The organism is Blautia sp. AM42-2, assembly GCF_003480245.1.
GTDB classification, from domain to species: Bacteria; Bacillota; Clostridia; order Lachnospirales; family Lachnospiraceae; genus Fusicatenibacter; species Fusicatenibacter saccharivorans.
Genome location: NZ_QUIM01000004.1, coordinates 47,088 through 70,774, shown reverse-complemented (window position 1 = coordinate 70,774; position 23,687 = coordinate 47,088). Strand labels below are relative to the sequence as shown.

Sequence of the window (23,687 nt, the reverse complement as noted above, 5' to 3'; positions counted from 1 at the left end):
AAATTTATTCTGCATTCTGTTTTTATTTTATTCCCTTGTATCATAACCGGACAAGTTGTTTTTTTCTATTGTGCGGATTGTCGAATACATTGTAAAACTTGCTGTTTTGTGATATGCTGGGAATTGTTGTTATGGTTCAAAAATATCATTTTTTTGCAAGGATGCTTTTATTATGAAAGAAAAACTGCAGACGAAATTTGCCACCCGGCAGTACATGATTTCGGATACGTTTGAGTTATACTATTACAGCACCGTCGATGTGCCCGGCGTAAAAGAACATACGCATACCCATTATGAGTTCTATCTCTTTCTCGAAGGGGCGATCTCACTGGAAATCAACGGAGTGCTCTACACACCGACGCCCGGCGATCTTCTTCTGATTCCGCCCGGCGTGCCGCATCATCTGGTGATGCACGACCTGTCTGTGCCGTACCGCCGCTTTGTGTTCTGGGTCAGCGCCTCTTTTGCAGAGCAGCTCCGCGCCCGTTCCGCCGACTACGTTTACCTGATGGAATACGCTGCCGAAAATCAGAAATATCTGTTCCCGCTCGATTCCGTCGAGTTCAACACGATTCAGTACCGCACCATCCGACTGATTGAGGAAATGCGGTCCGATCATTTTGGAAAAGAGACGCAGATTTTTCTCTACGTCAGCGACCTGCTGATGCAGATCAACCGAACGGTGTATGAGCAGCATCACCCGCTCACCCGGAAAGCACAGCTCTCGCTGTATGAACAGCTCTGTTTCTATATTGATGAGCACCTGTCCGAGGATCTGTCGCTCGAACGGCTGGCGGCGGAACTTTTTGTGAGCAAATATCACATTGCACACGTTTTCAAGGATGAAATCGGCATGTCGATCCACCAGTACATTTCCAAAAAGCGGCTGGCAAGGTGCCGTGAAGCGCTGCTCGGCGATGTACCGGTCACGAAGGTGTATCTGCTGTTCGGATTTCACGACTATTCGAGTTTTTACCGCGCGTTTAAAAAAGAGTACGGGATCTCGCCGAAGGATTTTAAAGAACTGCATACCGTTACCAGCGATTAACACGGTCGTTCCAAATGCACTGTTTACTTTGTACTTTTCAGGAGGATTTTTAATATGTTTCAGATGTGGGGAAAATTAGTGGAAAACAATCATATTCTTCAGGATCTTACCGTCTGCATCGACGATGAGGATACCAGAACGCACAAGGTCTTCCGTGCGCTCGATGAAATCTGTGATGCCTGGAATCTGGCGAAGCCGATCTGGCTCGATACGAATATTTCGGAGTTTAAACGGAGATCGAAAACGCGGTTCACACAGGATAATTTTATTGAATCTCTGGAGTTTGATTATCTGGAAATTCAGATTACAGAGGAATAATGTTCTCTCGTTTTTGCAGCGAATAAAGCAAATGCAAAAGCCGGGCATCCGGCGGAACTTGGGAGCGGCTGTTCTTACAGTCCCCTCTGCGGTTCCGTCGGATGTCCGGCTCTTTTTATGTATTTTGTCCCTGGATTTGTATCCCTTTTATACCACGCGGTTTTCCATGCCGCCTTCCAGGTACGAAGCAATATTTTTCTGCACCAGTCCGATCAGGCGCGTGCGGGCTTCCTTCGATGCCCAGGCGATGTGCGGCGTGATGTACAGGCGGTCGTCGTCCGCCATTTTCAGCAACGGACTGTCACTGCGGATCGGCTCGCTGGAAAGTACATCGAGCGCTGCTCCGGCGATCAGGCCCTCTCGCAGGGCACAGCAGAGGTCACGCTCATTCACGATCGAGCCGCGGCCGACGTTGATCAGAATTGCGTTCCGCTTCATGTTGGCAAACGTTTCGATATTCATCAGGTTCTCGGTCGCCTCATTTAACGGGGCGTGGATGGAAACCACATCAGAATCCTTCAGCAGACGATAGAGATCGACCCGCTCGTAGTCCGGATCGTCGTGTGCACCGGAGGTGGAGTAATAGATCACACGGCAACCGAATGCCTGTGCAATCGAAGCCACTTTTCTGCCGATCGCGCCAAGGCCGATGATGCCCCACGTCTTGCCCTCCAGCTCGGTGAACGGTCTGTCCATGCAGGTGAAAAGACTGCTGGCGGCGTAGCTGCCGTTTTTTACGTAATCATCGTAATAACGGAGTTTTTCTGCCAGATAGAAGTACATCGCAAAGGTGTGCTGGGCCACGCTGACGGTGGAATAGCCGGCGACGTTCGTCACGGCGATGTTGTGGCGCTTCACATAATCGAGATCGATGTTGTTGATGCCGGTTGCGGTGACGCAGATCAGTTTCAGGTTCTCCGCGCCGGACAGGGTGCGGCTGCACATGCGCACCTTGTTGCAGATGACGATATCCGCCTCCCGCACACGCTCCGGGCATTCCTCCTCCGTTGTTTTTTCATATACTGTCACTTCTCCAAAACGGGAAAAGCCGGACAGATCCATGTCCTTTCCCAGTGACTCTGCCTCAAGAATTACAAGTCTCATGTTGGTTCCTCCTTTTGCAGATGATGATTCTGCTTTATCCGGGAAAGCAGTGCCGCCTGTCTGTTTTGAAAGACGGCACTGCCTGAAATATTTTTATCTTAGATACCTGCGGACTGCCGATTCGGAAATATGGTCATGTCGATATGCCATGCTCCCCGGCCTGATCCCCTGGTATTTACACGTATTCGCTGATAATTTCCCTCATCAGCTTCTCTTCCTCGGGCGTCAACATTCCGGCAAACCTGCTCTCGGCCGCGGCGGTCTGGCGGATGCCCTCCCTGACTTTCGAAATCCTCGCTTCTTTTTCCGGGTCTGCGAACAGTTCATTCCGCTCTTTGGCGGACTCGCTTCCCGCAGTCTGCGGTTTTGCTTTCGCCGCTCCGGTTCCTGCCTGTGCCATGGTTTCCGCCTGCACCGGCTGCCGTTCGGTCTGCTGTACGGTTTCCAGCACCACACTCTGTTTCGTCGCTGCAAACTCATTTTCCAGATAGTCTGTCCAGCCGTTCAGCAGAATTTCCTCTTTTCCGCCGAAATCCAGACAGAGCCGGAAAAAGACAAGGCCTCCGGCGAGCGCGATTCCCGTTCCGAGGTAGCGCATCAGCTCCGCCTCTCCATAACGGTATCGGTAGATCGCCCACAGCGAAAGAATCGACAGCGCCAGAACCGTGAGGATCATATTCTGGCTTCCGCGCAGAAGCGTCGGGACTGCCATTCCCGCTGACCTGCCCTGTGCAATCTGACTGCGCATAAACGCCCCGGCATTCGAAAAGGGATGCGCTTTTCTCTGACACGTTTCCAGCACCGACCTGGTCCATTTCGACTTTGGTTCCTTCAGCCTTCCGAGATCGCGGATGGCCCGGGTGTAGAAACGGTTATTCCAGAACAGGCACCACACACCGGCGATTCCTGCTGCTATCATTGCGTATAAGAACACATTTTGTTTCACACAAAACTCCAGCATTCTTATTCCCCCTGACGATTTTTGAATTTGCCTGTCATGATCATATGCCGGTGCTCCCGTTCCGTTGCGGTGCATCGGCGGATGCCGCGGCAGAATTTGCGCGCACAGGATTCTTCCGCTGGCATATCGGCAGTGGAGACGTGTTACAGTTCCCAGGTACCTGGGAACTGTAACATTCGCAGCCCTCATTGAAAATTTTGCTTCGCAAAAGGAGGGCTGTTCACACCTGAATCACTTTCTTACGCAGCAAAACAGCAAGTGTTTTACTGCTGAGCAATCCGTAGTGAGCATCTTCTTGTTCCGATGTGCCACAGTATAGCACTGCCGGAAAAATTTGGAAACAAAAAACGTTCGTCAAATTCTTTGTGATTCTGTGCTTTTTCGCGTGAATTTTTATTTTTCGTTCTTTCAGGGGACTGCTTTCGTGCCGGTTCGCGTGGTTTCGCTGGTTTTCACCTACTCGTTTGTCGATTTTTTCTTCTTGCTTTTTTTAGATTACAGGCGTTTTACCATTTCCTGTAGCAGGTTGACACAGTGGCGGGCTGCCTCGCTCTCAAAGGTCGGGTAGTCCATTGTTGCGCTGTCGTCTGCTTTGTCGGAGATGGCGCGGAGTACGACGTATGGAATCTTGTTCAGATAAGCGCCCTGCGCAATCGCAGCGCCCTCCATCTCGGCGCAGGAACCGTTGAATTCCTCGATCAGATGGTTTTTCACTTCTTTGCTGGAAATAAACTGGTCACCGCTGACCACGCGTCCGCGGAATACCTGGATTTCCGGATTGACTTCCTTGCAGACTTCCTCTGCCACCTCTGCGAGGTGCTCGTCTGCCGGGAAGCTCAAAACGCCCATCTGCGGAATCTCGCCGAGCGGGTATCCGAAGATGCGCACATCCATGTCGTGCTGAACAGCATCGGTCGAGATGACGATATCGCCGATGTTAATTTCATTCCGCAGGGAGCCTGCAATTCCGGTGTTGATGACACAGTCCACGCCGTAATCATCTACAAGAATCTGGGTGCAGATACCGGCATTTACTTTACCGATTCCGCTGCGCACAACAACCACTTCTTTTCCGTTCAGGTAACCGTGGTTGAACTCCATGGATGCTTTCGTGCGGATTGTAACATCCGTCATCATTTCCTTTAAGCTTGCAACTTCAACTTCCATTGCACCGATAATTCCAATTAACTTCATGTTTATGATATCCTCCAATAACTTTACATGTACTCTCCGATTCTTTCTGTTCTTGCTTTTATGAAATCATTTTTGTCAGCGGTCAGCCGCTAAAGTAAGAACGGAAAACTCCGGGAGTCCATTTTCTTTTCCTTCTGGTTTCTTTGTAATTCCTGTTACAGTATACAATAAATTTTGGATCTGTGGTATCTTTTTTCTTTGCTGTTTTCGTAATCTATGGTATAATAGCAGGAACCGAAGAATTATCGTGGCTGAAGTTCACGATAATGTTCTAATTTTTTATTCACAAAGGAGGATCTTATCGATGGAATATACAACAAAAGGTACCTGTTCCAGAAAAATTCTGTTTGAGGTAGAAAACGGTAAAGTACACAACGTACAGTTCGTAGGCGGATGCAACGGAAACACACAGGGTGTTGCAAGACTCGTTGAGGGCATGGACGTAAACGAAGCCATCTCCCGCATGAAAGGCATCGACTGCAACGGACGCGGAACATCATGTCCAGACCAGCTTGCAAAAGCACTGGAACAGGCTATCCAGAAATAACTTTTTTTACGCTTGCTCTTTTTTATTATAATACCTCCCCGGGGAATGCTCACCCCGGGGAGTTTGTAATTTATCCACTTCTGTTTTTTCTTTTCTGATGCAGCACAGCTTCCCTGCCGCCTGCTTTCTTCCGGTTTTTCTTCTATATTAATAGCACAGTCTTTCTTCCAGCCACCGGACTGCTTTATCTGTCCCATTTGTCGCAGAGACTGTTGATCTGATCGGCAAATTTCGAAAGGTCTTTGTTAGCACCGCCTTTGTTTCTTGTAATGACGGTGAGCAGCCGCTGACCAGCCGCAACGAGACGATCGAAGACGGCATTTCCGCTACTTCTCGTGCGCAGTGTTCCAGCGTTTGCCGTTGTTTCCTTCTGGATCGGAATGCCGACGGTTTTTTCGATGAATTCATTTTCTTTCAGGTCAAATACCGTGCCGGAGAACGGAGCCATCGCCGGGTAGCGGAATTCGTCCCACAGTTTTTCTGCAAAAATTTCCGTCACTTTATCTTCGCCGTGCGTTACGAAAACGCGGTCCGGTTTTGCCTGCAGACTGCCCGCCCATTTGAGCAGTCCTTCCTGATCTGCGTGGCCGCTCATGCCCGGGAACTGGATGATGTGCGCGTTCACATGAACCTCTTCCTGGAACAGTTTCACTTCCTTCGCGCCTCCGATCAGCGCCCGTCCCAGTGTACCGACGGCCTGATAGCCGACGAAGAGAACCGTACTCTCCTGCCGCCAGAGGTTGTGCTTCAGATGATGCTTGATTCGTCCTGCATCGCACATGCCGCTCGCGGATATGATGACCTTCGGGGTTTCGTTGAAGTTGATGGCTTTCGACTCATCGGATGTAATCGAGAGCTTTAAGCCCGGAAACAGAATCGGATTAATGCCCTGCGCAAGGAGCGCAGCTGCATCGGAATCGTAGCACTCTTTCTGATGATCGCGGAAAATATTGGTTGCCTCAACGGCAAGCGGACTGTCCACGTAAACCGGGAATTCGCCGTGGCCGTGAACCAGATGTTCTGCCTTAATTTCACGAATAAAGTACAGCATCTCCTGCGTTCTTCCAACAGCAAACGACGGGATCACGAGGTTGCCGCCGCGGTCGAGCGTTTCCTGAATGATTTTTGCCAGCTCCGGTACATAATCCGGTTTCGGACCGTGGCTCCGGTCACCGTAGGTGGATTCCATAATCACGTAATCAGCGCTCTCCGGGTACTCCGGGTCGTTGATCAGCGGCTGATGGATATTTCCGATATCGCCGGAGAAGAGCAGTTTTTTCGTCACACCGTCCTCTGTCAGCCACAGCTCAATGGATGCGGAGCCGAGCAGATGACCGGCATCGAGGAAACGGATCTGGATGCCGTCCGATAGTGTCACACGCTGATGATACGGAATGCCTTCCAGCAGACGGATCACGCCGAGGGCGTCCTCCATCGTATATGGCGTAACGTAATCTTCTTTTCCCGCCCGGCGGTTCTTGCGGTTCCGCCACTCGGCCTCGGCAAGCTGAATGTGTGCGCTGTCGCGGAGCATGATGTCCGAAAGCGCTACCGTCGCCGGAGTCATATAGATTGGGCCACGGAAGCCGTGCGCATACAGCAGCGGCAGATTTCCGGTGTGATCGATGTGCGCGTGCGTGATCAATACAAAATCAAGCTGGGATGCCGGGACCGGAATCGGCTTGTTTTCATAAATATTCGGTCCCTGCTCCATACCGCAGTCCACTAAAAACTTCTTTCCGGCAGCCTCCAGATAATAACAACTGCCCGTCACTTCATGTGTTGCTCCAAGAAATGTAAGACGCATAAGATGCCTCCTGTTCTCCCGTTTTGTTCGGGGACAAAATGTTGTCACTACGGGTCAAAACACGCGTTATGCGTTTGGCCCGTTATCGCGGCCAGCAGTCGTCAAGTTCTCATGCCAGCATGGTCTTTGACGCGTTGTCCGCGAAAATAGTCTGAAATTTCTTTTGTATTTTATGCTTATTCTCTCTTTTTTGATTATTATAGCATAATATCTGGCGGATTCCAACGGAATTTTAAAGCAGATTGCACAACAATCTTGATATTTTTGTTCAGTTATGGGCATCGGCTTGTAGAAGCGTACAGAAAAGAGGCACCGGTATTCCTGCAGTAATACCGATGCCTCACTTATCGGGGCCAGCCGATGTTCCGTATGATCACTCACACGCTGAACATAGTAACACATGATGACTCAGATCTGTGTTGTGGTTGGAAAAAGGAATTTCGACGCGTTGAAAATCCTGAAAGATCTGCGTTTTCGTCTTAATATATTCATTGTTATAAGGTTTCTATAGGGGACTGGCCCCGAAAGGGGATGAGGGAGTGTGTAAATTACTGGGTTAAAAACTGTTTCCGTTTGTTTACACCTACTCTCTTGTGTTTACATAAATTATAATTATTATCCGTTTTAGTTTGAATTTTTATAAAATCCTTAACATTCTTCTTTAGCCGATATAGATGCCATCTGTTACGCTTCCACCATTTTCAGTAACACCGTTTTTCGTACAAGAATGATATCCTCTTAAACGATAGTAATATCCTTTTTCTACCTTTATTTGTGTGCTAAAATACAAACAATCTGTATTGTAATCTACATTCCCCCATTTTTTATAGCTATAAAAATTACCATCACCACTTGAACGCTCTAAATAGACATTTAATTTTACAGTATTGCAACTAACATTACATTCGGTTCCACCAGTTATACCAACGTATCCATTTCCATTATTTGTGATTCTTACAAATCCTTCCAACAAATACGTACTTCTAGCAATACTTTTATATGTTCCTAATGCTTCATTATCATTTGTTAATACAGATCCATCTATAATACTTCCTAAATAATCTAACGATTCCGCCTGCACATTTACCATATTAAATGTCATTGTAAAAATCATTATAGCACAAAGAAACATACTTTTTAAACTAATACGTCTTTTCATATACCCTCTTTCTCTCGTCTTCATCACTTATACTATATACGTGCATATTCGTAGAAAATTACATATTATACTGCATTTCATTCAATATTTTTATTATTTCCTCTTTTTCAATATTCCCTCCGAGCTGATAATACGCATCCTTGTATTTCCACGTTGCATAATAATATTCTTCATTATTTTCTAATAATTTTCCCATTTCAACATTAATCTCTTCATCTAATGTTTCAACTTTTATCTGTTGTCTATCTTTCCAATTCCCTTGAGATAAATCTTTTTCATTGGCTGCCAAATGGAAATATATCGAATATCCATTATACTCATATTTAATCACAGCCATTTGTGTTTCTTCAAACATCATAAACTTATTATATTTCATTCCATTCGGAATGTAATAAAATTCCGGAACTGCAATATGCAAAGTATCCTCTATTTTTCGCGCCGCTTCATCAATACTTCCACCTGACGGTTCTCTATCTTCACCATTATTCATCTTCGCCACATCACCAGTATTCCGAACCCCACTAATCGTCTCCACCAACCGAATCCGATTTGCCTCGCTCGTCATACTGGCTCCAAAAACGCACGCTCCCACAACCAACACAACACCAGCCGCCTTTGCCGTCTGTACCCAGTGTTTTGTTGTTTTCACTCTCTTCGCAATCTGTTTCTGTCTCTTCGCCTGCTTCTCGCGTTCCACCTTTTTCTCCACGATCTGACGGCGGATCTCCAGTGTTTTTTCTGTCGGATTCCCTTCCGCGTCCGCGAGTCCTTCCTTCTGGAGGCGCTGCTGGAAGCGCTCGTACATTGCGTTCAGTTCTTCCTCTGAGAGCGCAGGCGCAGCCTCCTGTTCTGTTGCTGTGTTTCCTTCCTCTGCCTTTACAACTGCCGATTCCCCTTCCACCGTTTTCGAATCCGCAGCCATTTTTTCTTCTATCGTCTGCTCCAGTTTCTTTTTCAGCTGTTCTTCTTTTTCTATCTTTTTCATCTTCTTCCGTTCCTCGGCATTTTCCATGTTGTAACCGCTCTTGACTTTTTTTCTTCTTGAGGGGATAATAAAAGCCAAATGATATTATCAAATTCCAGGGAGGAATTCTCATGAAGCATATTGTTCTGACAGGCGGAGGTACCGCCGGCCATGTTACCCCGAATATTGCCCTGATTCCAAAATTAAAGGAAGCAGGTTATAAAATCTCTTATATCGGTTCCTACGACGGTATGGAGCGCAAGCTGATCGAAGATCTCGGCATTCCGTATTACGGAATTTCATCCGGAAAGCTGCGCCGCTACTTCGATCCGAAAAACTTTTCCGATCCATTCCGCGTCGTAAAAGGCTACTTTGAAGCAAAAAAACTGCTCAAAAAGCTGAAACCAAACGTTGTCTTCTCCAAAGGCGGCTTCGTTTCGGTACCGGTTGTCCTTGCCGCCAAAGCATGTAAAGTCCCGGCGCTCATCCATGAATCGGATATGACGCCTGGCCTGGCAAATAAGCTGTGTATTCCGTCCGCTGCAAAGGTCTGCTGTAATTTCCCGGAAACCGTTAAATGTCTCCCGGAAAACAAAGCCGTTCTGACCGGAACGCCAATCCGCCAGGAACTGCTGTCCGGCGATGCACGGGAAGGCCTGAAGTTCTGCGGATTCAATGCCGCAAAACCGGTTATTCTCGTCATCGGAGGAAGCCTCGGTTCCGTCGCTGTCAATAATGCGGTCCGTTCTATTTTACCAGAACTTCTGAAAGATTTCCAGGTGATTCATCTCTGCGGTAAAGATAAACTGGATGCATCCTTAAATGGTACCGAAGGTTACGTTCAGTTCGAGTACATCAAAGATGAGCTCCCGGATCTCTTCGCCGCAGCAGATCTGATCATCTCCCGCGCCGGCGCAAATGCGATCTGCGAAATCAGTGCTCTGGCAAAACCAAACATTCTGATTCCGCTTTCTGCCAATGCCAGCCGCGGAGACCAGATTTTAAATGCGCGTTCCTTTGAGCGTCAGGGTTACAGTAAAGTTCTGGAAGAAGAATCCGTGAATGCGCAGACCCTTCAGTCCGCAATCCGTGAGGTTTACGAAAACCGTCAGACCTATATCAATGCGATGAAGAAGAGCAGCCACACCGATTCCATCGGCCGCATCCTTTCCCTGATCCAGGAATGCGAACGCAAATAGTAACTACAGAAATCCCCTTTCTCTGGCTTTGTCAGCAAAGTGCTGGCAAAGCCATTTTTTCGTCCGGGTCATTTTCACCCGCAGATTTCCGATGGTGATACCCATTTCGGATGCTACTTCCTTTTCCGAACGCTCATGCACCTTGATTTCACGCGTAATATAATAACCCGATTCATCATGATCTTTCAGTGCATCCATCACTTCCCGCAAAAAATGATTTCTCTCCTGCTTTTCTTCCTCTGCAAGCGTCGGAAGTTCCATCTCTTCCGCCCGAAGATCCTCATCCAGTTCGTTCCAGTCAAAACGTTGTGCTTTTCTTTGATAATCAATTCCCAGATTCTTTGCAGCGACACGGACCCAGCCTTCTACTCTGTCTTCATCCAGCGCATCAATATTCAGGTACAGTTTCACCATCGTTTCCTGTGCGATATCATCCGCATCGGCTTCATTGTGTACCACCTGCATTGCGGCTGAATAGGCTGTCATTACATACTTTTTATATATTTCTGAAAAGTTATTTTTGTCCATTGTTCTCCGCCCCTGTTCGTCTGTCATTGATTCTTTTTCTGGCTGCTGCCAGCCTTTTCTCAGGCCTTCAGCTCTGCCGTCACGCTCTCAATGATCTGCTCTTTTACCGCATCCTCGAGAGTTCCCTGCTTCCATGCAGCAATACCGGCATTGTCACCTTCATATCTTGGAATCAGATGCATATGGAAGTGGAATACCGTCTGTCCTGCTGCCTCACCATTGTTCTGTACCAGATTGAAGCCATCGGAATGAAGCGCTTTCGTCATGGCCGTCGCCATTTTTTTGCCGAGAATCATTGCTTTCGCTGCGGTTTCATCCGGAATTTCATAAATGTTTGCAAAATGCTGTTTTGGAAGAATCAGCGCATGTCCTTTCGTTGCCGGTCCCTGATCCAGAATGACACGGAACTCATCATCCTCATACAGTGTCGCGGTTGGAATTTCTCCGTTTGCTAATTTACAAAAAATACAATCCATGATCTTTTTCTCCTTTACTTTTTTTAATTTTTCTGTTGTTCAAAATCCCGTTCTGCACGGTTCCGAACAACTCTATTTTCTCACTATTTGTCGAAAAATGTCAAATAATGCAGAACGCTTTTTGTTGCGCGCTCCCCCTTTCAATGCTAAACTTTTGCCTAATCAAAAATCATTACCTACGCATCATAAGGAGGATACGGCTATGTCAAAAGAACCAACAACCAATTCACAGGGCTTATCGGAAGAATGTCACGCTATGATTTCCCGGATTTCACATGAGGTTCGAAATCCTGTTGCGGTTATCCACAGCTTTCATCAGCTTCTTCTTTTAGCGCATCCGGAGCTTTCCAACGATCTCTATTTTCAGAAAATCCAGGAAAATATGGCTTTTCTGAACTCCCTGCTCGATGAGCTCTCCTGCTATAATCATTCATATCGGGCGGTACGCGCTTACGTGAATCCTTATCTTCTGCTCCAGAATCTCTGTGCCGATACCGGCGTTCTCCTCGAAAAACAACAGGTTTCCATTGAACTTGTCAAGGAATCTGCCATTCCGCGCTTTGCCCTTGATACCACGCAATTTCGTCAGCTTTTTCTGAACCTGATCCGAAATGCGGCGGAAGCAATGCCTTCCGGCGGAACGATCAAAATCTCTCTCTGTTTCGACGGTGACTTTCTGACCATCCGTGTGCAGGACACTGGCTGCGGAATCCCCGCCGAGGATCTGCCGACTCTCTTTGACCTTTTTGTCACACATAAGAAAAACGGAACCGGCCTTGGACTTGCCATCTGCAAGGAAATTGTAACCGCACACGACGGCACGATTTCCGTTTCTTCCGTTCCCGGGGAAGGAAGCACCTTTACGGTCGTTTTCCCCTTTTCCTGATCCTTGCCATTCCCGGATAGAGAACCGCCATCAAGACTGCACCTGCCAGAAAACCGCCGATGTGTGCGAAGTTGTCCACATTTGAAGACTGGAATCCGACCAGCAGCGAAAGGACAGCCATGACGGCCATCCGCCGGAAGGTGAGATCCTCCAGCCTTCCTTTCCGAAATGCCAGAAGAACAAGCATCGCTCCGACAGCAGAAAAAATCGCTCCCGAAGCGCCGGCGGAAACTGCCGGTGCTTCCCCTGTTTTCATCAGGGACAGTTCATGCAGATACGAGCACAGATTTCCGACGAGTCCGCCGCCCAGATAGATGACCAGATAACGGGTCTTTCCAACTGCGCGTTCCAGGTAATCCCCAAGGAACAAAAGAAGCAGCATGTTGTTGATCAGATGCTGGATGCCAAAGTGAAGAAACATACTCGTAAACAGGCGATAGTATTCTCCGCTCTCAATCAGCGGCGCATACGCCGCACCGCAGTCCATCATATGTCTGGAGCTCTCTGTCCCTCCGGTCAGTGTGACTGCAAGGAATACCAGAATATTGCATACGATGATGACCAGATTGATGCTGTTTTTTGATCTCTTCCACATACGGTCCACGATATCTTCGTTCGGATCGTAACTGTTTTTCCTTTGTTCTTCCATTACATCATTTCCTTATTTGTGCTATTTTTTTATTATAATTTAATTCACTTGTAAATGCAAGAAATCGTCAAATTTTTTTCTTTTTTGATAAATGTTTTTCGACAATTATTGACGCTTCACAACGGCTTTCGACGTTTTATGACGTTATTTTTTACATTATTTCTCTTTTTAGCTTTATACATAATTTTCTTTTCTATAATATTTTTGTTTCATTCGCATAACTTTTTTCTTCGATCATTCTGCCATATTGTTTCAACTCACAGTCGGTATTTCACGGAGTCTGACATGTCGAAAATAGTTCGACTGTGACTTGCCTCATGTCAGTGGAAGATACCGATTTCTCTCCGCCCGCCACTGCCGTTATGTTTCTTTTAGCAATTCATCTAGCAATTCATCCCACCGCTTCAGAAACGGGGGACTTCTTGTCTACTGGTGTTAAAAATAACGCATCCAGCACTTTCTCCAAATCGAAAAAGTGTAATGCGTCATTTTTCTCTAATTTCTGTTTTTCTCTCCCGCCTTATACCGGTATTTCTTCCCGGCAAATGAGATATCATCTCCATCCTCCAGCTTCTTTTTTGTCTCGCCCATCAATGGAACGCCATTCACCGTTGTTCCGTTCCGCGAATTCAGATCCAGCAGATAATCTCCCTCTTCTGTACTGACCAGCTTTGCGTGAAGGCGGCTTACCGTACGGTATGGCAGAATTACATCTGCCGCCGCTGACAGTTTTCCAATCAATGTGCTTCCGCGTTCAATCGGGATCAGCGGAAGATCAATCGGATCTATCGGAATCAGATATGCCCTTCCCTCATCCTCCGGGCTGGTCAGCAGTTCCGTTTTTCCAAACAGATCCTCTTCATGCCCCTCCAATTCCATCAGGCTGTGCATCTTTCTGTTTTCCTGTTCTTCATTCTTTTCCCATGTTTTCTCTTTTTCGACTGAGGAATCCCTTCTCCATCCCTGCTGTTCTGTATCGCTTTGCGGATTCCATGTTCCATCTTTCTGTTTTAAGCCCTTCCGATTCTGATATTCCGAAAATACATCTCCCGTTTCTCCTTGTTTCCGGATTCCTGCGGCCTTCCCATAGCTTCCTGTTTCTGTTCCCGACTGCCGCTTTTTCCATCGACTGACAAGTTCCAATGCCAGACTTACAATTCCCACAACAGCCGCTGCTCCTCCCAGCACCAGATACCAAACAGTTTCGGCCTGTGTCCACCGCAGTGCCAGCACACCTCCCAGAAATCCGATGCAGATCACTGCTTCCACAATATTTTTCCAGCGTCCCTCATCCTTTTCTTCCTCCGCTTCCACAAAAAAATTTTCCGCCGCTTCCGCTTCTTGTTCTTCCCAAAGTGTTTCCTCCATCTGTACAGGCGGATTTTCTTCCCTGGGACGCTCTTTTCCCTCCTGCTCCGTCGTTTCTTTCTTCTCTTTCCCTGTCTGATATAAGAGTGCCTGAATCATCTCAACCGAAAAGATCTCCGCCGAAATCTCCCGATACAGTCCATACCCGAGTACCACCGCATCCTGCTCCTGGTGATCCAGCTTCGGCAGCAGATATTCCATCAGCTCCCGGATCTGCTTCTGAAAACAGCCTGTGTGTCCCTGCTTTCCCGGCAGATAACAGAAGGAAAAGTTCTCCAGATTTGCATCTGCAAAAACCAGCTCCGGCTGCAGAACGAGGCCGTCCGGTGCAAGCAGGTACTGCCCCAGTTCTTCGAGAAGATCCAGCAGCTGTTCAAACAGTTTCCGCAGCGCCTCCGCCCCAATCGAGCGCTGTTCAAACACACTCTGAAGCGACTGCCTTGATGTCACCTCATAGTAAAACAATGTTTTATCATCCATTTTCCCGATTTTGCAGTCCAAAAGCCCTGGGATTGCGTTTGTCAGCAGCATACGGATCTGATACGACGCCGTGTCCGGCTCTTTTTCCTCCTGTAAAATAACATACGTATGGTTCAAATCTCTTTTATAATCAATCTGCATTTCTCCGCTTCCGTCCTTACTTCTGGTTCCAGATCTGTTTTACTGCCCGTATCTTCCGGATCGTTTTCACCGGATTGTTTCTCCTGCTTTCACTCAAAACCGAATATTCCCACGCGTTCCGGCTCCAGATTGGCAGAATGTTTCCTTCTGCTTTTATCTGAATCTCTTTTTCTCTGCACACCGTCTGTACGGTCACCGGTTCAGCCGGAAGCGGTATCTGGGAAATCCACCATTCCATCCGGCTTTGGGCGGCTGCCTCTCCTTTTTCCACAGACAGGCGGCCTTCACTGGCGGCAAGCATTGTGCTTTCATATGCCGCAAATGTATACCAGCTCCGTGCGTGCACAAAAAATGTCAGCGACAGCAGAAGAAAAATCACCATCAGAACAAGCGGCACGACCAGAACTGCCTCTACCGTAATACTTGCTTTTCTCATTTTCACTTTCAAAGCATTCCGCACCTCCCCACAAATCCAAGCAGCAGAAACGGCACCAGCGGTATGGAATCCTGTTTCCGTATTTTCTTCCGCATCAGAAGGACTCCGCAGAGTACCGAACAGAGAATGAGTCCCAGCGTCAGAACGCCGAACGTCTGCCCAAATCCCAGCCAGATTCCAACCGTCAGAAGCAGAAGGCCGTCCCCGTATCCCACCTGTTCCCGTGATATATAACTGAGCGTCAGAAATCCCGCTCCCGGCAGCAGGGACAGCAGCCATTCCAGCCACGATGTCTGTTCCACCAGAATCTGCCATCCAATGCCTGCAAGGAATAAAACACCGGTCAGTACAAGGCTGATCTGCCGTTTCCTCACATCCATTCCGGCAAGAATCCCCAGATACAGCAATATAATTGCACTCTTTACTTCTTCCTGATACACAGCCGCGGCCTCCTTTCCGCAAACCCGAGTTTCTGTTTACCGTCCTTCTTTCCGGTCTCACCCGGAAAGAAGACACCTGCTCTGCTCATATCCGGCTTTCTTACGCCGCCTTTTTCGCGCATTTCGAGCACTGCGGCAGTCCATCCGTCTGTTCCAGTGCTACAAGTTTTACTTTACGTTTCAGCCCTTTGCAGGAAAGACTGTTATGATACCGGTTTCCGTATTTCGTATAGTAAACTTCCGCACCCGCAGCGCCATTTCCCACGCACTGTTCGCATTCCTTATATTTTTCTCCATCCTGATTCCGTTTCCACGCAAGCGCACCCGGTGAGGAAACCTGGATCGAAAGATTGATATGACTGCACGACGAATCAGTATGATACACACTGCCGTTCTCAGTCACCCACACCATCTGTTTTGCTTCGCCCTCTTCTTCATCCGCCTCCTCTTCTGTCTTTCCGCAGAACAGATGCACTTTCGCACACGCTGCAATTCCCCGGTTCTGCACCGGAACGAGGCGGTTTCCCATTTTCGGCCAGTAAATCGCTTTCAGTTCCAGCCATCCATTTTTCACACAGCTTCCTGCCAGTGTCACCATTCCATTTTCGCGGATTTCTTTTGGAATCTTTGCTTCTGCATAAGCAATGCACGCGGCCGTTTCCGGTATTTCATACGTTTCTTTTCCCGTCTCATCCACCGCGTAGGCACAGACGGAAAGATACCGCGCGGACTCCTGCAGAGATACCGTCAGCATTCCATGCAACCGGTAAAGATCCACGATTTTTAATAACACAAGAACCGCGATCAGAAAAACAGGAAGTGCCAGTGAAGCTTCCACCGTCAGGCTTGCCCTGTTCCATTTTCGTTTTACAAAAGGCTGCTCTCCTGATCCGGATTTATAAAAATTCCCGGAAGAGTGGATAAGTTTTTTGATAAGGTTCCAGAAATAAATGTGCCGTTCAGAAGAACACCCTTTTGTATCCCTGCCGGAGTCATCCCATCTTTCAGGCTGCTCCCTGCATTTCATATCCATAATTTCTCGTAATCTCATACTCTCGTTTCCCAATTACCGCCGTAAAACCGGCTTCCAGTTCATCGACACAGCAATCCAGTCGGAAAACCGGCTGCTGCTGTTCTGTCCGCATATTGTATTCCACCAGATCCATCGCTCCAAACGTTACCGCTTTTCCCGATTTCTGCATCAAAAGCAGCCGCAGATAATCGGAATACTCCATGCCGCCCGGTGCATTTTTTCTGCTCTGATCCCCTGTTTCCAGCAGTTTCGGAAGCTGTTCCAGAGAAAGCTGCCACGATTCTGCCGTTTTGAACAGTGCTACTTTTCCACCATCCAGCAGTTCCCGCAGATCCAGAATGCTTTCTGCAAATGCCCAGCACACGGCAAGTGCCATTTTCACAACCGGCATCGCCGCCGGAACTCCAAACGACGCGGCAATTACCCCCGCCATTGCTTCCATCTCGCCCTGCTTCTGCGCATCTTTTGCCAGATACACCAGATTTGCCGCCTCCCGCAGCGCCAGCAGACGGTTCACGGTTCCCGCCAGATTATCCTGATCACTGTTTTTTCCGCAGAGCACATATTCCACCTGGCACTGCAGCCCTTCCTTCTTCTCCTTGCTGGTATAGCACGGAAATTTCCACAGAATATATTCGGATGAAAGCATCTTATCCACAAAGCTCAGTTCTTTTCCACACTCTGCCATGCCAAACCCGCTCTGCAGCTCCCGTTTTGATGCAAGAAACGATACATCCGTTTCCACCTGCGACAGTGCCTGCCCTTCCGGGAGGACCAGTCCTAAAATTCCCATTTTCATTACTTTTTGAATGACCTCAATCGGATTCACAAAATCTTCCGGTACCGGCTGCTTCTGATCCGGTTCCGAAGGCGTGCCGTTTCCAGATTCTCCTTCACCTTCTGTTTTTTCTGTTCCCTCTTCTGGCTGTTTGGATTCTTCATACTGTTTTAAAACCTCCTCTTCCTCGTAACCGCTCTGTCCGTCCTCCTGACGTTTCACGGTTTCCTGTTCTCCTCTTAATTTCTGGGAAAGCTGCTGTATTCCATAAGTTCCAAGGCTGGCTTTCATTGCCTCACAGATCTGACGGGAGAAAGCACTTCCCTCCTCGTCTGTCGCAAGACGATAGCCGCCGAGATAAACTTCTGTAACCTGTCCGCCAGATAAACTGCCTGATAGAATTCCCATCCCCGATGCAGTGGGGGACAGAACTTCTCCCGCAGTTTCTGCGACTTTTCTGCTCATGGTTTCAGGTTTCCAGACACCGCTCTTATCCCCGCCGTTATAAAAAAACAGCTCGTACTGTCCCAGCAGTGTTCTGTCATACCCGGCAAACAGAGAATACAGTCCCTGTTCCATTGCGCAGGCCGTCATCACCCGTGCATGGGCATTTCGCACCGACGCAATTGTCCCGGAAACCAGGGAAAGCATCAGTATCAGAACGAGACACAAATATGCTGTTATGCTTCCGGCTGCCCATCTTTTCTGTCTTTCTGTTTCCCTCATGGGATACAGCTCCTTCCACTTTACTTTTACTTTTTCGAACTTTAGATGCCGTGGATCGGATAAAGGATATACCGAGACACAGATATGCAAATGACATATAGGTCCGTACCGGCTTCTAAATTTTTCTTTGGAGTTCCGTATTGGACATTTTCCCGTTTATACGGTGTTGCTCTGGTTTGTGACCTTCTCCATCAGACTGTTGACCAGACTCACAAGCTGCTTTTTAAAGATTAGTACGAGTCCGATCAGCACAACGAGAATCAGAATCACTTCCACAACACCCACCGCATCTTCCTCTTTCCAGAACTCCGATATCAGCTTCATAATTTCCACCTCCCTCTCTTTACCAGCTGTTGTGGGGATAAAAACATCCCCTATGCATAAAAGGACAAAAATGCCGGAACCGTGAGTATGACCAATACAACCGCAAGCATCATGCCCATCGGAAGAAGAAGCTTTGTCGATGCCTTTTCTCCTGTTGTTTTCGCCTGCCTTCTTCTCTCCTCAAAGGCCTCCTGCGATTCCTGTTTCAATAATTCCAGCAGTCCTTTACTGCCTTTTTTCAGATTCTGCGTCAGCAGAACAGCAAGGGAACGATACGCTCCGGTTCCCATACGCATTCCCATGCGCTGGTACGCTTCCTGCTCAGAAACACCGTTTTCCATCTCCTGGCAGGTAAATACAATCTCTTCATAGGCAAAACGTTTCTGCCCGCCAAGCGCCAGATCTTTCCGGTAATCCACTGCAATCCGCTCGAGTACTTTCCGCATCCCAAGCCCGGCACCCAGAAGAAGAACCATTTTGCTGACAATTTCGGGATAATCCCGCAGCATCTGTTCTTCTCTTTTCTGCCTTGCTTTTTCTTCTTCCCTTCCTTTTGCCGCCCAGCAGGCTGCTCCTGCCGCCGCGGCAAGTGCCATCAGTTCCAGACCTGTCAGATCCGGCACTTTTGACCATGTTACAGTTTCTCCGTTCAGTGTCTCCGGCAGATAATAGGCTGTTTCTTCGGGATGTGCTTCGTTTTCTTTTTCCACTGCTTTTTTCAGTGCCCTAAGAACCTCATCCCGCCCTTTTATCTCCGGTGGATAGACCTGAACCTTCCGTATATATTCTGTTGTTTCCCCCTGAAGTTCCAGTTCCGCTTTCAGCGTAACCTCCACTCCTTCTTCGGGAATCTCGTCTGACAGCAAACCCCGGCTGTCAATCAACAACGGCCTGTCTGTTTCCCAGCTAAGCGCCACCGGGCTTCCCGGTATTTCCGTAACCAGATCCATGTTTCTGTTTACCGTATGAAAAGACAGATTCTCACCTAAGATGATTTCATCCAGCGCCTCTATCGCCGTACTGAACGCCTCTTCTATCTCTTCTGCGCTGTAAGCTCTTGCAGGTACAGACAGTGTAATTCTTTCCGGTTTCTGATTTCCAACAGAAACCTCAAGTTTTTCCTCTGTCGGTTGGCTGCCTAAGGCACCCCGTTCCAGTTGAAGTTCCGCTTTTTCATCTCCTGAAACTTTTCGCACTCCGATCGGAAGGCAGAGTGCAGTGCCCGCTATAAACCCTGTCGCTGCAAGGCAGAAAATCCGTCTCACCAATTTGTGATCTTCCGCCTTTTTTCTCATCCGGAAATACCAGATGAACAGCCCCGCCCATGCGGTCAGACAAATCCACAACATTTGATTCCTCCCCTTTTTTGCGGACGAATCGTTATGATTCGCAGTCTTACTTTTTAAACTTCAATTGCTTCTTAAAACTCAATGTCCAGAATCTTCTTTCCAAGCACCCATGCCGCCAGATACACGGCAAGGCATCCGCTCATGAAGAAAACCCCGATTACATTCCCATACATCACACTTAAGAATTCCGGAAAGGAAAGCTGTACATATCCCAGAATTCCAAACGGCACAACACTCATAATATTCTGCTCGAACCGCCGGGAAGAAACGCCCGCACGGATTTCCCGCATCGTGTCAATTCTCGTACAGAAAATATCCCACGTATTCTGAAAGATCTCGCAGACATTTCCTCCTGTCCGCTTCGCAATCACCAGTACACTTGCAAACGTCGCAATATCATCAATGCGGCTTCGCACCGCAAGATCCTGAAACAGTTGTTCCACCGGCACGGAAATCATCATTTTATGACGCATCCGGCGCAGTTCCTGTACCAGAATGTTTTCTTTTCCCAGCGACTGTTCCAGCTGTCCTGCCGCCTCCAGCACTGCATTTTCCATGGAATAGCCGGAACGCAGTGCCGTGTGCATCCACGCAATCAGATCCCGGAAACTGTCGTACAGCTCCTCTTTCCGCCTCTGAATCCGGTTTTTCCGATACGTGTGAAAACATACGATTCCAACCGGAACCACAGCAATGCATGCCCACCACGCCCGGTAACAGAGCAGGTTCACAGCGGCGGCAATCCCAAGACTGATTCCCGCTATTTCGAGATATTCCCGACCGGTAAATTCCCAGGTCTGATAGTCGATCCCCTTCGTCTCCTTCTCCTCTGCCATGCCCGTCTTTGCCTGGCTTCCCTCACGTATTCTCATCCTGTTTTCCCCTCCAGTTTTTCTCTGTGTACCAGTTCGCCTGTCTTTTGCAGGCCTCTCCCATATTCTCTTCGAAACAAAGAAACCGTTTTGATTTCGTCCTCCTCCATCCCTGTGATCTCTGCGATCTCCTCCACCCGACGGCTTCCATCCTCCCCTCGTCCTAAATGCACGAGAATTTCGATTCCCGATGCAATCTGGCGGCGGATTGCTTCCAACGGGAGCTGCACTCCCATCAGCACCATCGTTTCCAGACGGGAGATCATATCTTTCACGCTGTTTGCATGTGCCGTGCTCAAAGATCCCGCATGCCCGGTATTGAGTGCGGATAATAATTCAAACGTTTCCGCTCCGCGCACTTCGCCGATAATTACGCGGTTCGGACGCATACGCAAAGCTGCGCGGATCAGATCGCGGATCGTAATTTCTGTTCCTGATTCCAGATTTGCCTCTTTTGCTTCCAGCCGCACCAGATTCTCCACACCCTGGATCTGCAGCTCTGCATTGTCTTCGATGGTTATGATGCGCTCGCCCTTTGGAATGTAGGCGGAAAGCGCATTCAGAAATGTCGTTTTGCCAGATCCGGTCGCCCCGCCGATCATCATGCTGTAGCGGGTCCGGACGAGGGTCTGCAGAAACTCTGCCGCCTCTTTTGTAATACTCCCGATGGAGACCAGAAATTCCATCGTCACCGCCTGCTCCGGAAAGCGGCGGATGGTCAGAATCGGTCCGTTTAATGCGACCGGTTTCATGACAACGTTGACGCGGTCTCCATTTTCCAGCCGTGCATCCACAATCGGATTCTGTTCATTCACCACGCGGTTGCACCGGCCTACAATCTGCTGAATCACATCCTCCAGCTTTTCCGCGGAGGTAAAGCTTTTGCCGTATCTCTCGATTCTGCCGTTCCGTTCCACGAAGATATGCTGATAACCGTTTACCATAATTTCGGTAATTCCCGTATCTTCCAGCAGCTCCTGCAGGACATCGAGCCTCCGCACACTGTAGAACAGCTGTCTGCGCAGCTCCGCCTTCTGTGCCACCGGAAGATACCGTGTTTCTTCTTCCCCTAAAATCAGACGGTCAATCTCTTCGAGAACCTCTCCGTCATCCGGTTCGGATGCGATATCGATCCGCTCCATCAGTTTTCTCCGCAGAATTTCCGGCATTGTCATGTTTCTTCTCCTCTTCTTCCGTCCCGCAGAATCTGACGCACATAGTCGCCCAGCTCACTCCAGACAAGCTCCTCAAAGTAGGCTTTTCCCGTCCGGTTGGCCGTGTGAAACGGAACGTGGATTTTCCGCATCTTGTCCAGCACCGACTGGCAGTCCCACCGGCGCAGCAAATTTTCAAACTGCTCCATTTTTGCCGCAGAAATCACATCATTCCTTATCGGAACGTAAATTTCATTGCAAAAATCCAGGATCTGATACAGATCCGCCACGCCATCCCCGAGGTCGAGAATCAGCACTTCATAGCTGCTGTTCTTCTCAATCTCCTGAAACAGCCATTTCCATTCTTCGTATTTTGCAGTCTGAATGTCCATCGGCGATGCAGCGGGCGGCAGATAATCCAGGTTCTGCATCGACTGGACCATTCCGCCCAGTTTGTAGATGATGCCCTGATTTTCCTGTCTCGCATAATACAGAATATCGCTCATCCCCCTGTCGTAGCTGCATTCCAGCAGCCGTTCAAATCCGGAATAGCTCTCCATATTGAGATACAGCACTGCCCGCTCTTTTGCCAGAATCTGCCCCATCGTCAGGGCAAACGAGGTCTTCTGCGTCCGTCCGACCGGCGAATAAATGCCGATGATGCGCATTTCCTTTTTCGGCAGCAGTGCAGGCGATGTATCGACACCGTTTTCTACGCCGTAGCACGCCATGACCTCGCGGATCACCGTTTCCGACGACTGGTATTTGTAGACCGCCGGATACTGATCCAGCACCGGACTGTGTACGCCCTCAGACAGAATGATAATCTGACGGATCGGATACCGGCGGATCTCTTCTTTCATCGCTTTATCCGAAATCAGAAGAATCTCTGTTTCGTTATTCTTTGCGAACTCCAGAAACATCTCCGCACTGGAAAATGCATGCACTTCGAACGGAATATTTCTCTTCTGGTTCAGATATTCCATAAAATTGCGTGCATATTCCATTTCCGTGTCACAGACTGCAAAAACACTCTTTTTCTTTGCAGTATTCAATAAAATCCCCCAATCCAGAGCAGCACTCCCATCAGCACGGGAACTGAAAAATGGATGCACTCCATGCCCCACTTCCCATCGTAATAGGGAACCGGCTCTGTTTTTTTCTGGTATTTTCTTTTGGTAAAATAAGTTTGGAAATAATTGAAAAATTTGGTAAGACGCTGCGGTAAATTTCCGCAGACGAGAATAATTCCGATAGATAAGACCGCTCCAGACAGGAACGACACAATCATACATTTCAGGATCGCTGGCACACCGAGAAAGCCTCCAACAGCGGATAGGAGTTTGATATCTCCCGCGCCCAGCATATGAAAATAGAACAGAATGTAAAGTGCGAGTATCGGGAAAAGCATCCCAAAAAGAAAAATACCCGCTCCCGCGGCGCCATAGCGGATGAGCTGTGTAACCAGCCCGGCGATCCATGCGGTGATAATCCATTCATTTGCAATTCTGCGTGTTCTTAAATCCATCCATACCGCCCCTGTCGCAACTGTCAGTACCAGACAGTGCTGCAAAGACATTTTGTCTCTCACCTCCCGTTTCGTTTGGGTCAACTTGATTGTGAGGTCATTATAGTTGCCTCTTTTCGATTTGTCCAGCGGTTTTCGGCAACTTTTTCCGGTTTGTGAATTGCCTCCAAAAACGAGATGAAAATTTCTCACACCAAAAAGAAAAATCGTGTGAAAGG

25 protein-coding genes are annotated in these 23,687 nt (G+C 48.3%); 5 read left to right on the top strand and 20 right to left on the bottom strand.

Annotation, left to right across the window (positions count from 1 at the left end; all coding sequences use genetic code 11):
* Positions 1-172: 172 nt before the first annotated feature.
* A complete protein-coding gene (locus tag DW915_RS06815) occupies positions 173-1,048 on the top strand; it encodes an AraC family transcriptional regulator (protein WP_118741835.1) in 876 nt (291 codons plus the stop codon).
* Between the two features lie 54 nt (positions 1,049-1,102).
* Positions 1,103-1,366, top strand: a complete 264-nt coding sequence (locus DW915_RS06810; RefSeq protein WP_055219147.1) for a hypothetical protein — start codon at positions 1,103-1,105, stop codon at positions 1,364-1,366.
* 147 nt (positions 1,367-1,513) lie between these two features.
* On the opposite strand, the gene DW915_RS06805 is transcribed toward DW915_RS06810, so the two are convergent.
* The 3 genes from DW915_RS06805 to DW915_RS06795 all read right to left on the bottom strand — a co-directional run bounded on the left by DW915_RS06805 (position 1,514) and on the right by DW915_RS06795 (position 4,625).
* Entirely contained in the window at positions 1,514-2,470 is a 957-nt protein-coding gene (locus tag DW915_RS06805) for a D-2-hydroxyacid dehydrogenase (protein WP_022461361.1), read from the bottom strand.
* Between the two features lie 175 nt (positions 2,471-2,645).
* Entirely contained in the window at positions 2,646-3,431 is a 786-nt protein-coding gene (locus DW915_RS06800) for a hypothetical protein (protein WP_118741834.1), read from the bottom strand.
* Between the two features lie 495 nt (positions 3,432-3,926).
* On the bottom strand, positions 3,927-4,625 hold the full coding sequence (locus tag DW915_RS06795; RefSeq protein WP_022461363.1) for a 5'-methylthioadenosine/adenosylhomocysteine nucleosidase: 699 nt from the start codon (positions 4,623-4,625) through the stop codon (positions 3,927-3,929).
* A 304-nt stretch (positions 4,626-4,929) separates the two neighbouring features.
* Between DW915_RS06795 and DW915_RS06790 the strand changes: the two genes are divergently transcribed.
* Positions 4,930-5,172 (top strand): TIGR03905 family TSCPD domain-containing protein, encoded by a 243-nt coding sequence (locus DW915_RS06790; RefSeq protein ID WP_118741833.1) that lies wholly within the window; start codon positions 4,930-4,932, stop codon positions 5,170-5,172.
* 184 nt (positions 5,173-5,356) lie between these two features.
* On the opposite strand, the gene DW915_RS06785 is transcribed toward DW915_RS06790, so the two are convergent.
* The 3 genes from DW915_RS06785 to DW915_RS06775 form a co-directional block, all read right to left on the bottom strand.
* Positions 5,357-6,979 (bottom strand): MBL fold metallo-hydrolase RNA specificity domain-containing protein, encoded by a 1,623-nt coding sequence (locus tag DW915_RS06785; RefSeq protein WP_022461365.1) that lies wholly within the window; start codon positions 6,977-6,979, stop codon positions 5,357-5,359.
* A gap of 661 nt (positions 6,980-7,640) precedes the next feature.
* Positions 7,641-8,138 carry a DUF6147 family protein gene (locus DW915_RS06780; protein ID WP_118741832.1) on the bottom strand — a complete coding sequence of 166 codons (498 nt, stop codon included), beginning with the start codon at positions 8,136-8,138 and terminating at the stop codon, positions 7,641-7,643.
* 58 nt (positions 8,139-8,196) lie between these two features.
* Entirely contained in the window at positions 8,197-9,123 is a 927-nt protein-coding gene (locus DW915_RS06775) for a DUF4367 domain-containing protein (RefSeq protein ID WP_158581034.1), read from the bottom strand.
* A 110-nt stretch (positions 9,124-9,233) separates the two neighbouring features.
* On the opposite strand from DW915_RS06775, the gene DW915_RS06770 reads away from it, so the two are divergent.
* Complete coding sequence (locus tag DW915_RS06770; protein WP_022461936.1) at positions 9,234-10,301, top strand: undecaprenyldiphospho-muramoylpentapeptide beta-N-acetylglucosaminyltransferase; 1,068 nt, start codon at positions 9,234-9,236, stop codon at positions 10,299-10,301.
* Between the two features lie 3 nt (positions 10,302-10,304).
* Here DW915_RS06770 and DW915_RS06765 read toward each other — a convergent pair whose 3' ends face one another.
* Complete coding sequence (locus DW915_RS06765; RefSeq protein WP_158581033.1) at positions 10,305-10,829, bottom strand: RNA polymerase sigma factor; 525 nt, start codon at positions 10,827-10,829, stop codon at positions 10,305-10,307.
* A 59-nt stretch (positions 10,830-10,888) separates the two neighbouring features.
* On the bottom strand, positions 10,889-11,305 hold the full coding sequence (locus DW915_RS06760; RefSeq protein ID WP_172680766.1) for an HIT family protein: 417 nt from the start codon (positions 11,303-11,305) through the stop codon (positions 10,889-10,891).
* A gap of 202 nt (positions 11,306-11,507) precedes the next feature.
* On the opposite strand from DW915_RS06760, the gene DW915_RS06755 reads away from it, so the two are divergent.
* The gene (locus DW915_RS06755) at positions 11,508-12,191 is read left to right on the top strand and encodes a two-component system sensor histidine kinase NtrB (RefSeq protein WP_055219129.1); all 684 of its coding nucleotides are present in this window, start codon (positions 11,508-11,510) and stop codon (positions 12,189-12,191) included.
* On the opposite strand, the gene DW915_RS06750 is transcribed toward DW915_RS06755, so the two are convergent.
* The 12 genes from DW915_RS06750 to DW915_RS06695 form a co-directional block, all read right to left on the bottom strand.
* Positions 12,166-12,840: a rhomboid family intramembrane serine protease gene (locus DW915_RS06750; RefSeq protein WP_118741829.1), complete on the bottom strand. Its 675-nt coding sequence runs from the start codon at positions 12,838-12,840 to the stop codon at positions 12,166-12,168. The genes DW915_RS06755 and DW915_RS06750 overlap by 26 nt on opposite strands.
* 495 nt (positions 12,841-13,335) lie before the next feature.
* Positions 13,336-14,829, bottom strand: coding sequence for a DUF6382 domain-containing protein (locus tag DW915_RS06745; RefSeq protein ID WP_022461941.1), 1,494 nt, complete (start codon positions 14,827-14,829; stop codon positions 13,336-13,338).
* A gap of 16 nt (positions 14,830-14,845) precedes the next feature.
* On the bottom strand, positions 14,846-15,271 hold the full coding sequence (locus DW915_RS06740) for a TadE/TadG family type IV pilus assembly protein (protein ID WP_238061911.1): 426 nt from the start codon (positions 15,269-15,271) through the stop codon (positions 14,846-14,848).
* A 2-nt stretch (positions 15,272-15,273) separates the two neighbouring features.
* Positions 15,274-15,705, bottom strand: coding sequence for a prepilin peptidase (locus DW915_RS06735; protein ID WP_022461943.1), 432 nt, complete (start codon positions 15,703-15,705; stop codon positions 15,274-15,276).
* Between the two features lie 100 nt (positions 15,706-15,805).
* Positions 15,806-16,543 (bottom strand): hypothetical protein, encoded by a 738-nt coding sequence (locus DW915_RS06730; protein WP_147398423.1) that lies wholly within the window; start codon positions 16,541-16,543, stop codon positions 15,806-15,808.
* A 166-nt stretch (positions 16,544-16,709) separates the two neighbouring features.
* Positions 16,710-18,242 carry a DUF5702 domain-containing protein gene (locus DW915_RS06725; protein WP_022461945.1) on the bottom strand — a complete coding sequence of 511 codons (1,533 nt, stop codon included), beginning with the start codon at positions 18,240-18,242 and terminating at the stop codon, positions 16,710-16,712.
* Between the two features lie 156 nt (positions 18,243-18,398).
* Complete coding sequence (locus tag DW915_RS06720; RefSeq protein WP_022461946.1) at positions 18,399-18,566, bottom strand: Flp1 family type IVb pilin; 168 nt, start codon at positions 18,564-18,566, stop codon at positions 18,399-18,401.
* A 50-nt stretch (positions 18,567-18,616) separates the two neighbouring features.
* Entirely contained in the window at positions 18,617-19,915 is a 1,299-nt protein-coding gene (locus DW915_RS06715; protein ID WP_022461947.1) for a type II secretion system F family protein, read from the bottom strand.
* 71 nt (positions 19,916-19,986) lie between these two features.
* Positions 19,987-20,787: a type II secretion system F family protein gene (locus DW915_RS06710; RefSeq protein WP_022461948.1), complete on the bottom strand. Its 801-nt coding sequence runs from the start codon at positions 20,785-20,787 to the stop codon at positions 19,987-19,989.
* A complete protein-coding gene (locus DW915_RS06705; RefSeq protein WP_118719952.1) occupies positions 20,784-21,962 on the bottom strand; it encodes a CpaF family protein in 1,179 nt (392 codons plus the stop codon). The genes DW915_RS06710 and DW915_RS06705 overlap by 4 nt, the downstream gene beginning before the upstream one ends.
* Entirely contained in the window at positions 21,959-22,996 is a 1,038-nt protein-coding gene (locus DW915_RS06700) for a ParA family protein (RefSeq protein ID WP_022461950.1), read from the bottom strand. Before DW915_RS06700 ends, DW915_RS06705 begins: the two co-directional genes overlap by 4 nt.
* A complete protein-coding gene (locus DW915_RS06695) occupies positions 22,993-23,661 on the bottom strand; it encodes an A24 family peptidase (RefSeq protein WP_147398422.1) in 669 nt (222 codons plus the stop codon). Before DW915_RS06695 ends, DW915_RS06700 begins: the two co-directional genes overlap by 4 nt.
* Between the last annotated feature and the right edge of the window lie 26 nt (positions 23,662-23,687).

Bases quoted from the DNA above. Each gene is read 5' to 3' on its own strand.
- DW915_RS06815 (WP_118741835.1), top strand. From the start codon at position 173: ATGAAAGAAAAACTGCAGACGAAATTTGCCACCCGGCAGTACATGATT.
- DW915_RS06810 (WP_055219147.1), top strand. From the start codon at position 1,103: ATGTTTCAGATGTGGGGAAAATTAGTGGAAAACAATCATATTCTTCAG.
- DW915_RS06805 (WP_022461361.1), bottom strand. From the start codon at position 2,470: ATGAGACTTGTAATTCTTGAGGCAGAGTCACTGGGAAAGGACATGGAT.
- DW915_RS06800 (WP_118741834.1), bottom strand. From the start codon at position 3,431: ATGCTGGAGTTTTGTGTGAAACAAAATGTGTTCTTATACGCAATGATA.
- DW915_RS06795 (WP_022461363.1), bottom strand. From the start codon at position 4,625: ATGAAGTTAATTGGAATTATCGGTGCAATGGAAGTTGAAGTTGCAAGC.
- DW915_RS06790 (WP_118741833.1), top strand. From the start codon at position 4,930: ATGGAATATACAACAAAAGGTACCTGTTCCAGAAAAATTCTGTTTGAG.
- DW915_RS06785 (WP_022461365.1), bottom strand. From the start codon at position 6,979: ATGCGTCTTACATTTCTTGGAGCAACACATGAAGTGACGGGCAGTTGT.
- DW915_RS06780 (WP_118741832.1), bottom strand. From the start codon at position 8,138: ATGAAAAGACGTATTAGTTTAAAAAGTATGTTTCTTTGTGCTATAATG.
- DW915_RS06775 (WP_158581034.1), bottom strand. From the start codon at position 9,123: ATGAAAAAGATAGAAAAAGAAGAACAGCTGAAAAAGAAACTGGAGCAG.
- DW915_RS06770 (WP_022461936.1), top strand. From the start codon at position 9,234: ATGAAGCATATTGTTCTGACAGGCGGAGGTACCGCCGGCCATGTTACC.
- DW915_RS06765 (WP_158581033.1), bottom strand. From the start codon at position 10,829: ATGGACAAAAATAACTTTTCAGAAATATATAAAAAGTATGTAATGACA.
- DW915_RS06760 (WP_172680766.1), bottom strand. From the start codon at position 11,305: ATGGATTGTATTTTTTGTAAATTAGCAAACGGAGAAATTCCAACCGCG.
- DW915_RS06755 (WP_055219129.1), top strand. From the start codon at position 11,508: ATGTCAAAAGAACCAACAACCAATTCACAGGGCTTATCGGAAGAATGT.
- DW915_RS06750 (WP_118741829.1), bottom strand. From the start codon at position 12,840: ATGGAAGAACAAAGGAAAAACAGTTACGATCCGAACGAAGATATCGTG.
- DW915_RS06745 (WP_022461941.1), bottom strand. From the start codon at position 14,829: ATGCAGATTGATTATAAAAGAGATTTGAACCATACGTATGTTATTTTA.
- DW915_RS06725 (WP_022461945.1), bottom strand. From the start codon at position 18,242: ATGAGGGAAACAGAAAGACAGAAAAGATGGGCAGCCGGAAGCATAACA.
- DW915_RS06720 (WP_022461946.1), bottom strand. From the start codon at position 18,566: ATGAAGCTGATATCGGAGTTCTGGAAAGAGGAAGATGCGGTGGGTGTT.
- DW915_RS06715 (WP_022461947.1), bottom strand. From the start codon at position 19,915: ATGTTGTGGATTTGTCTGACCGCATGGGCGGGGCTGTTCATCTGGTAT.
- DW915_RS06710 (WP_022461948.1), bottom strand. From the start codon at position 20,787: ATGAGAATACGTGAGGGAAGCCAGGCAAAGACGGGCATGGCAGAGGAG.
- DW915_RS06705 (WP_118719952.1), bottom strand. From the start codon at position 21,962: ATGACAATGCCGGAAATTCTGCGGAGAAAACTGATGGAGCGGATCGAT.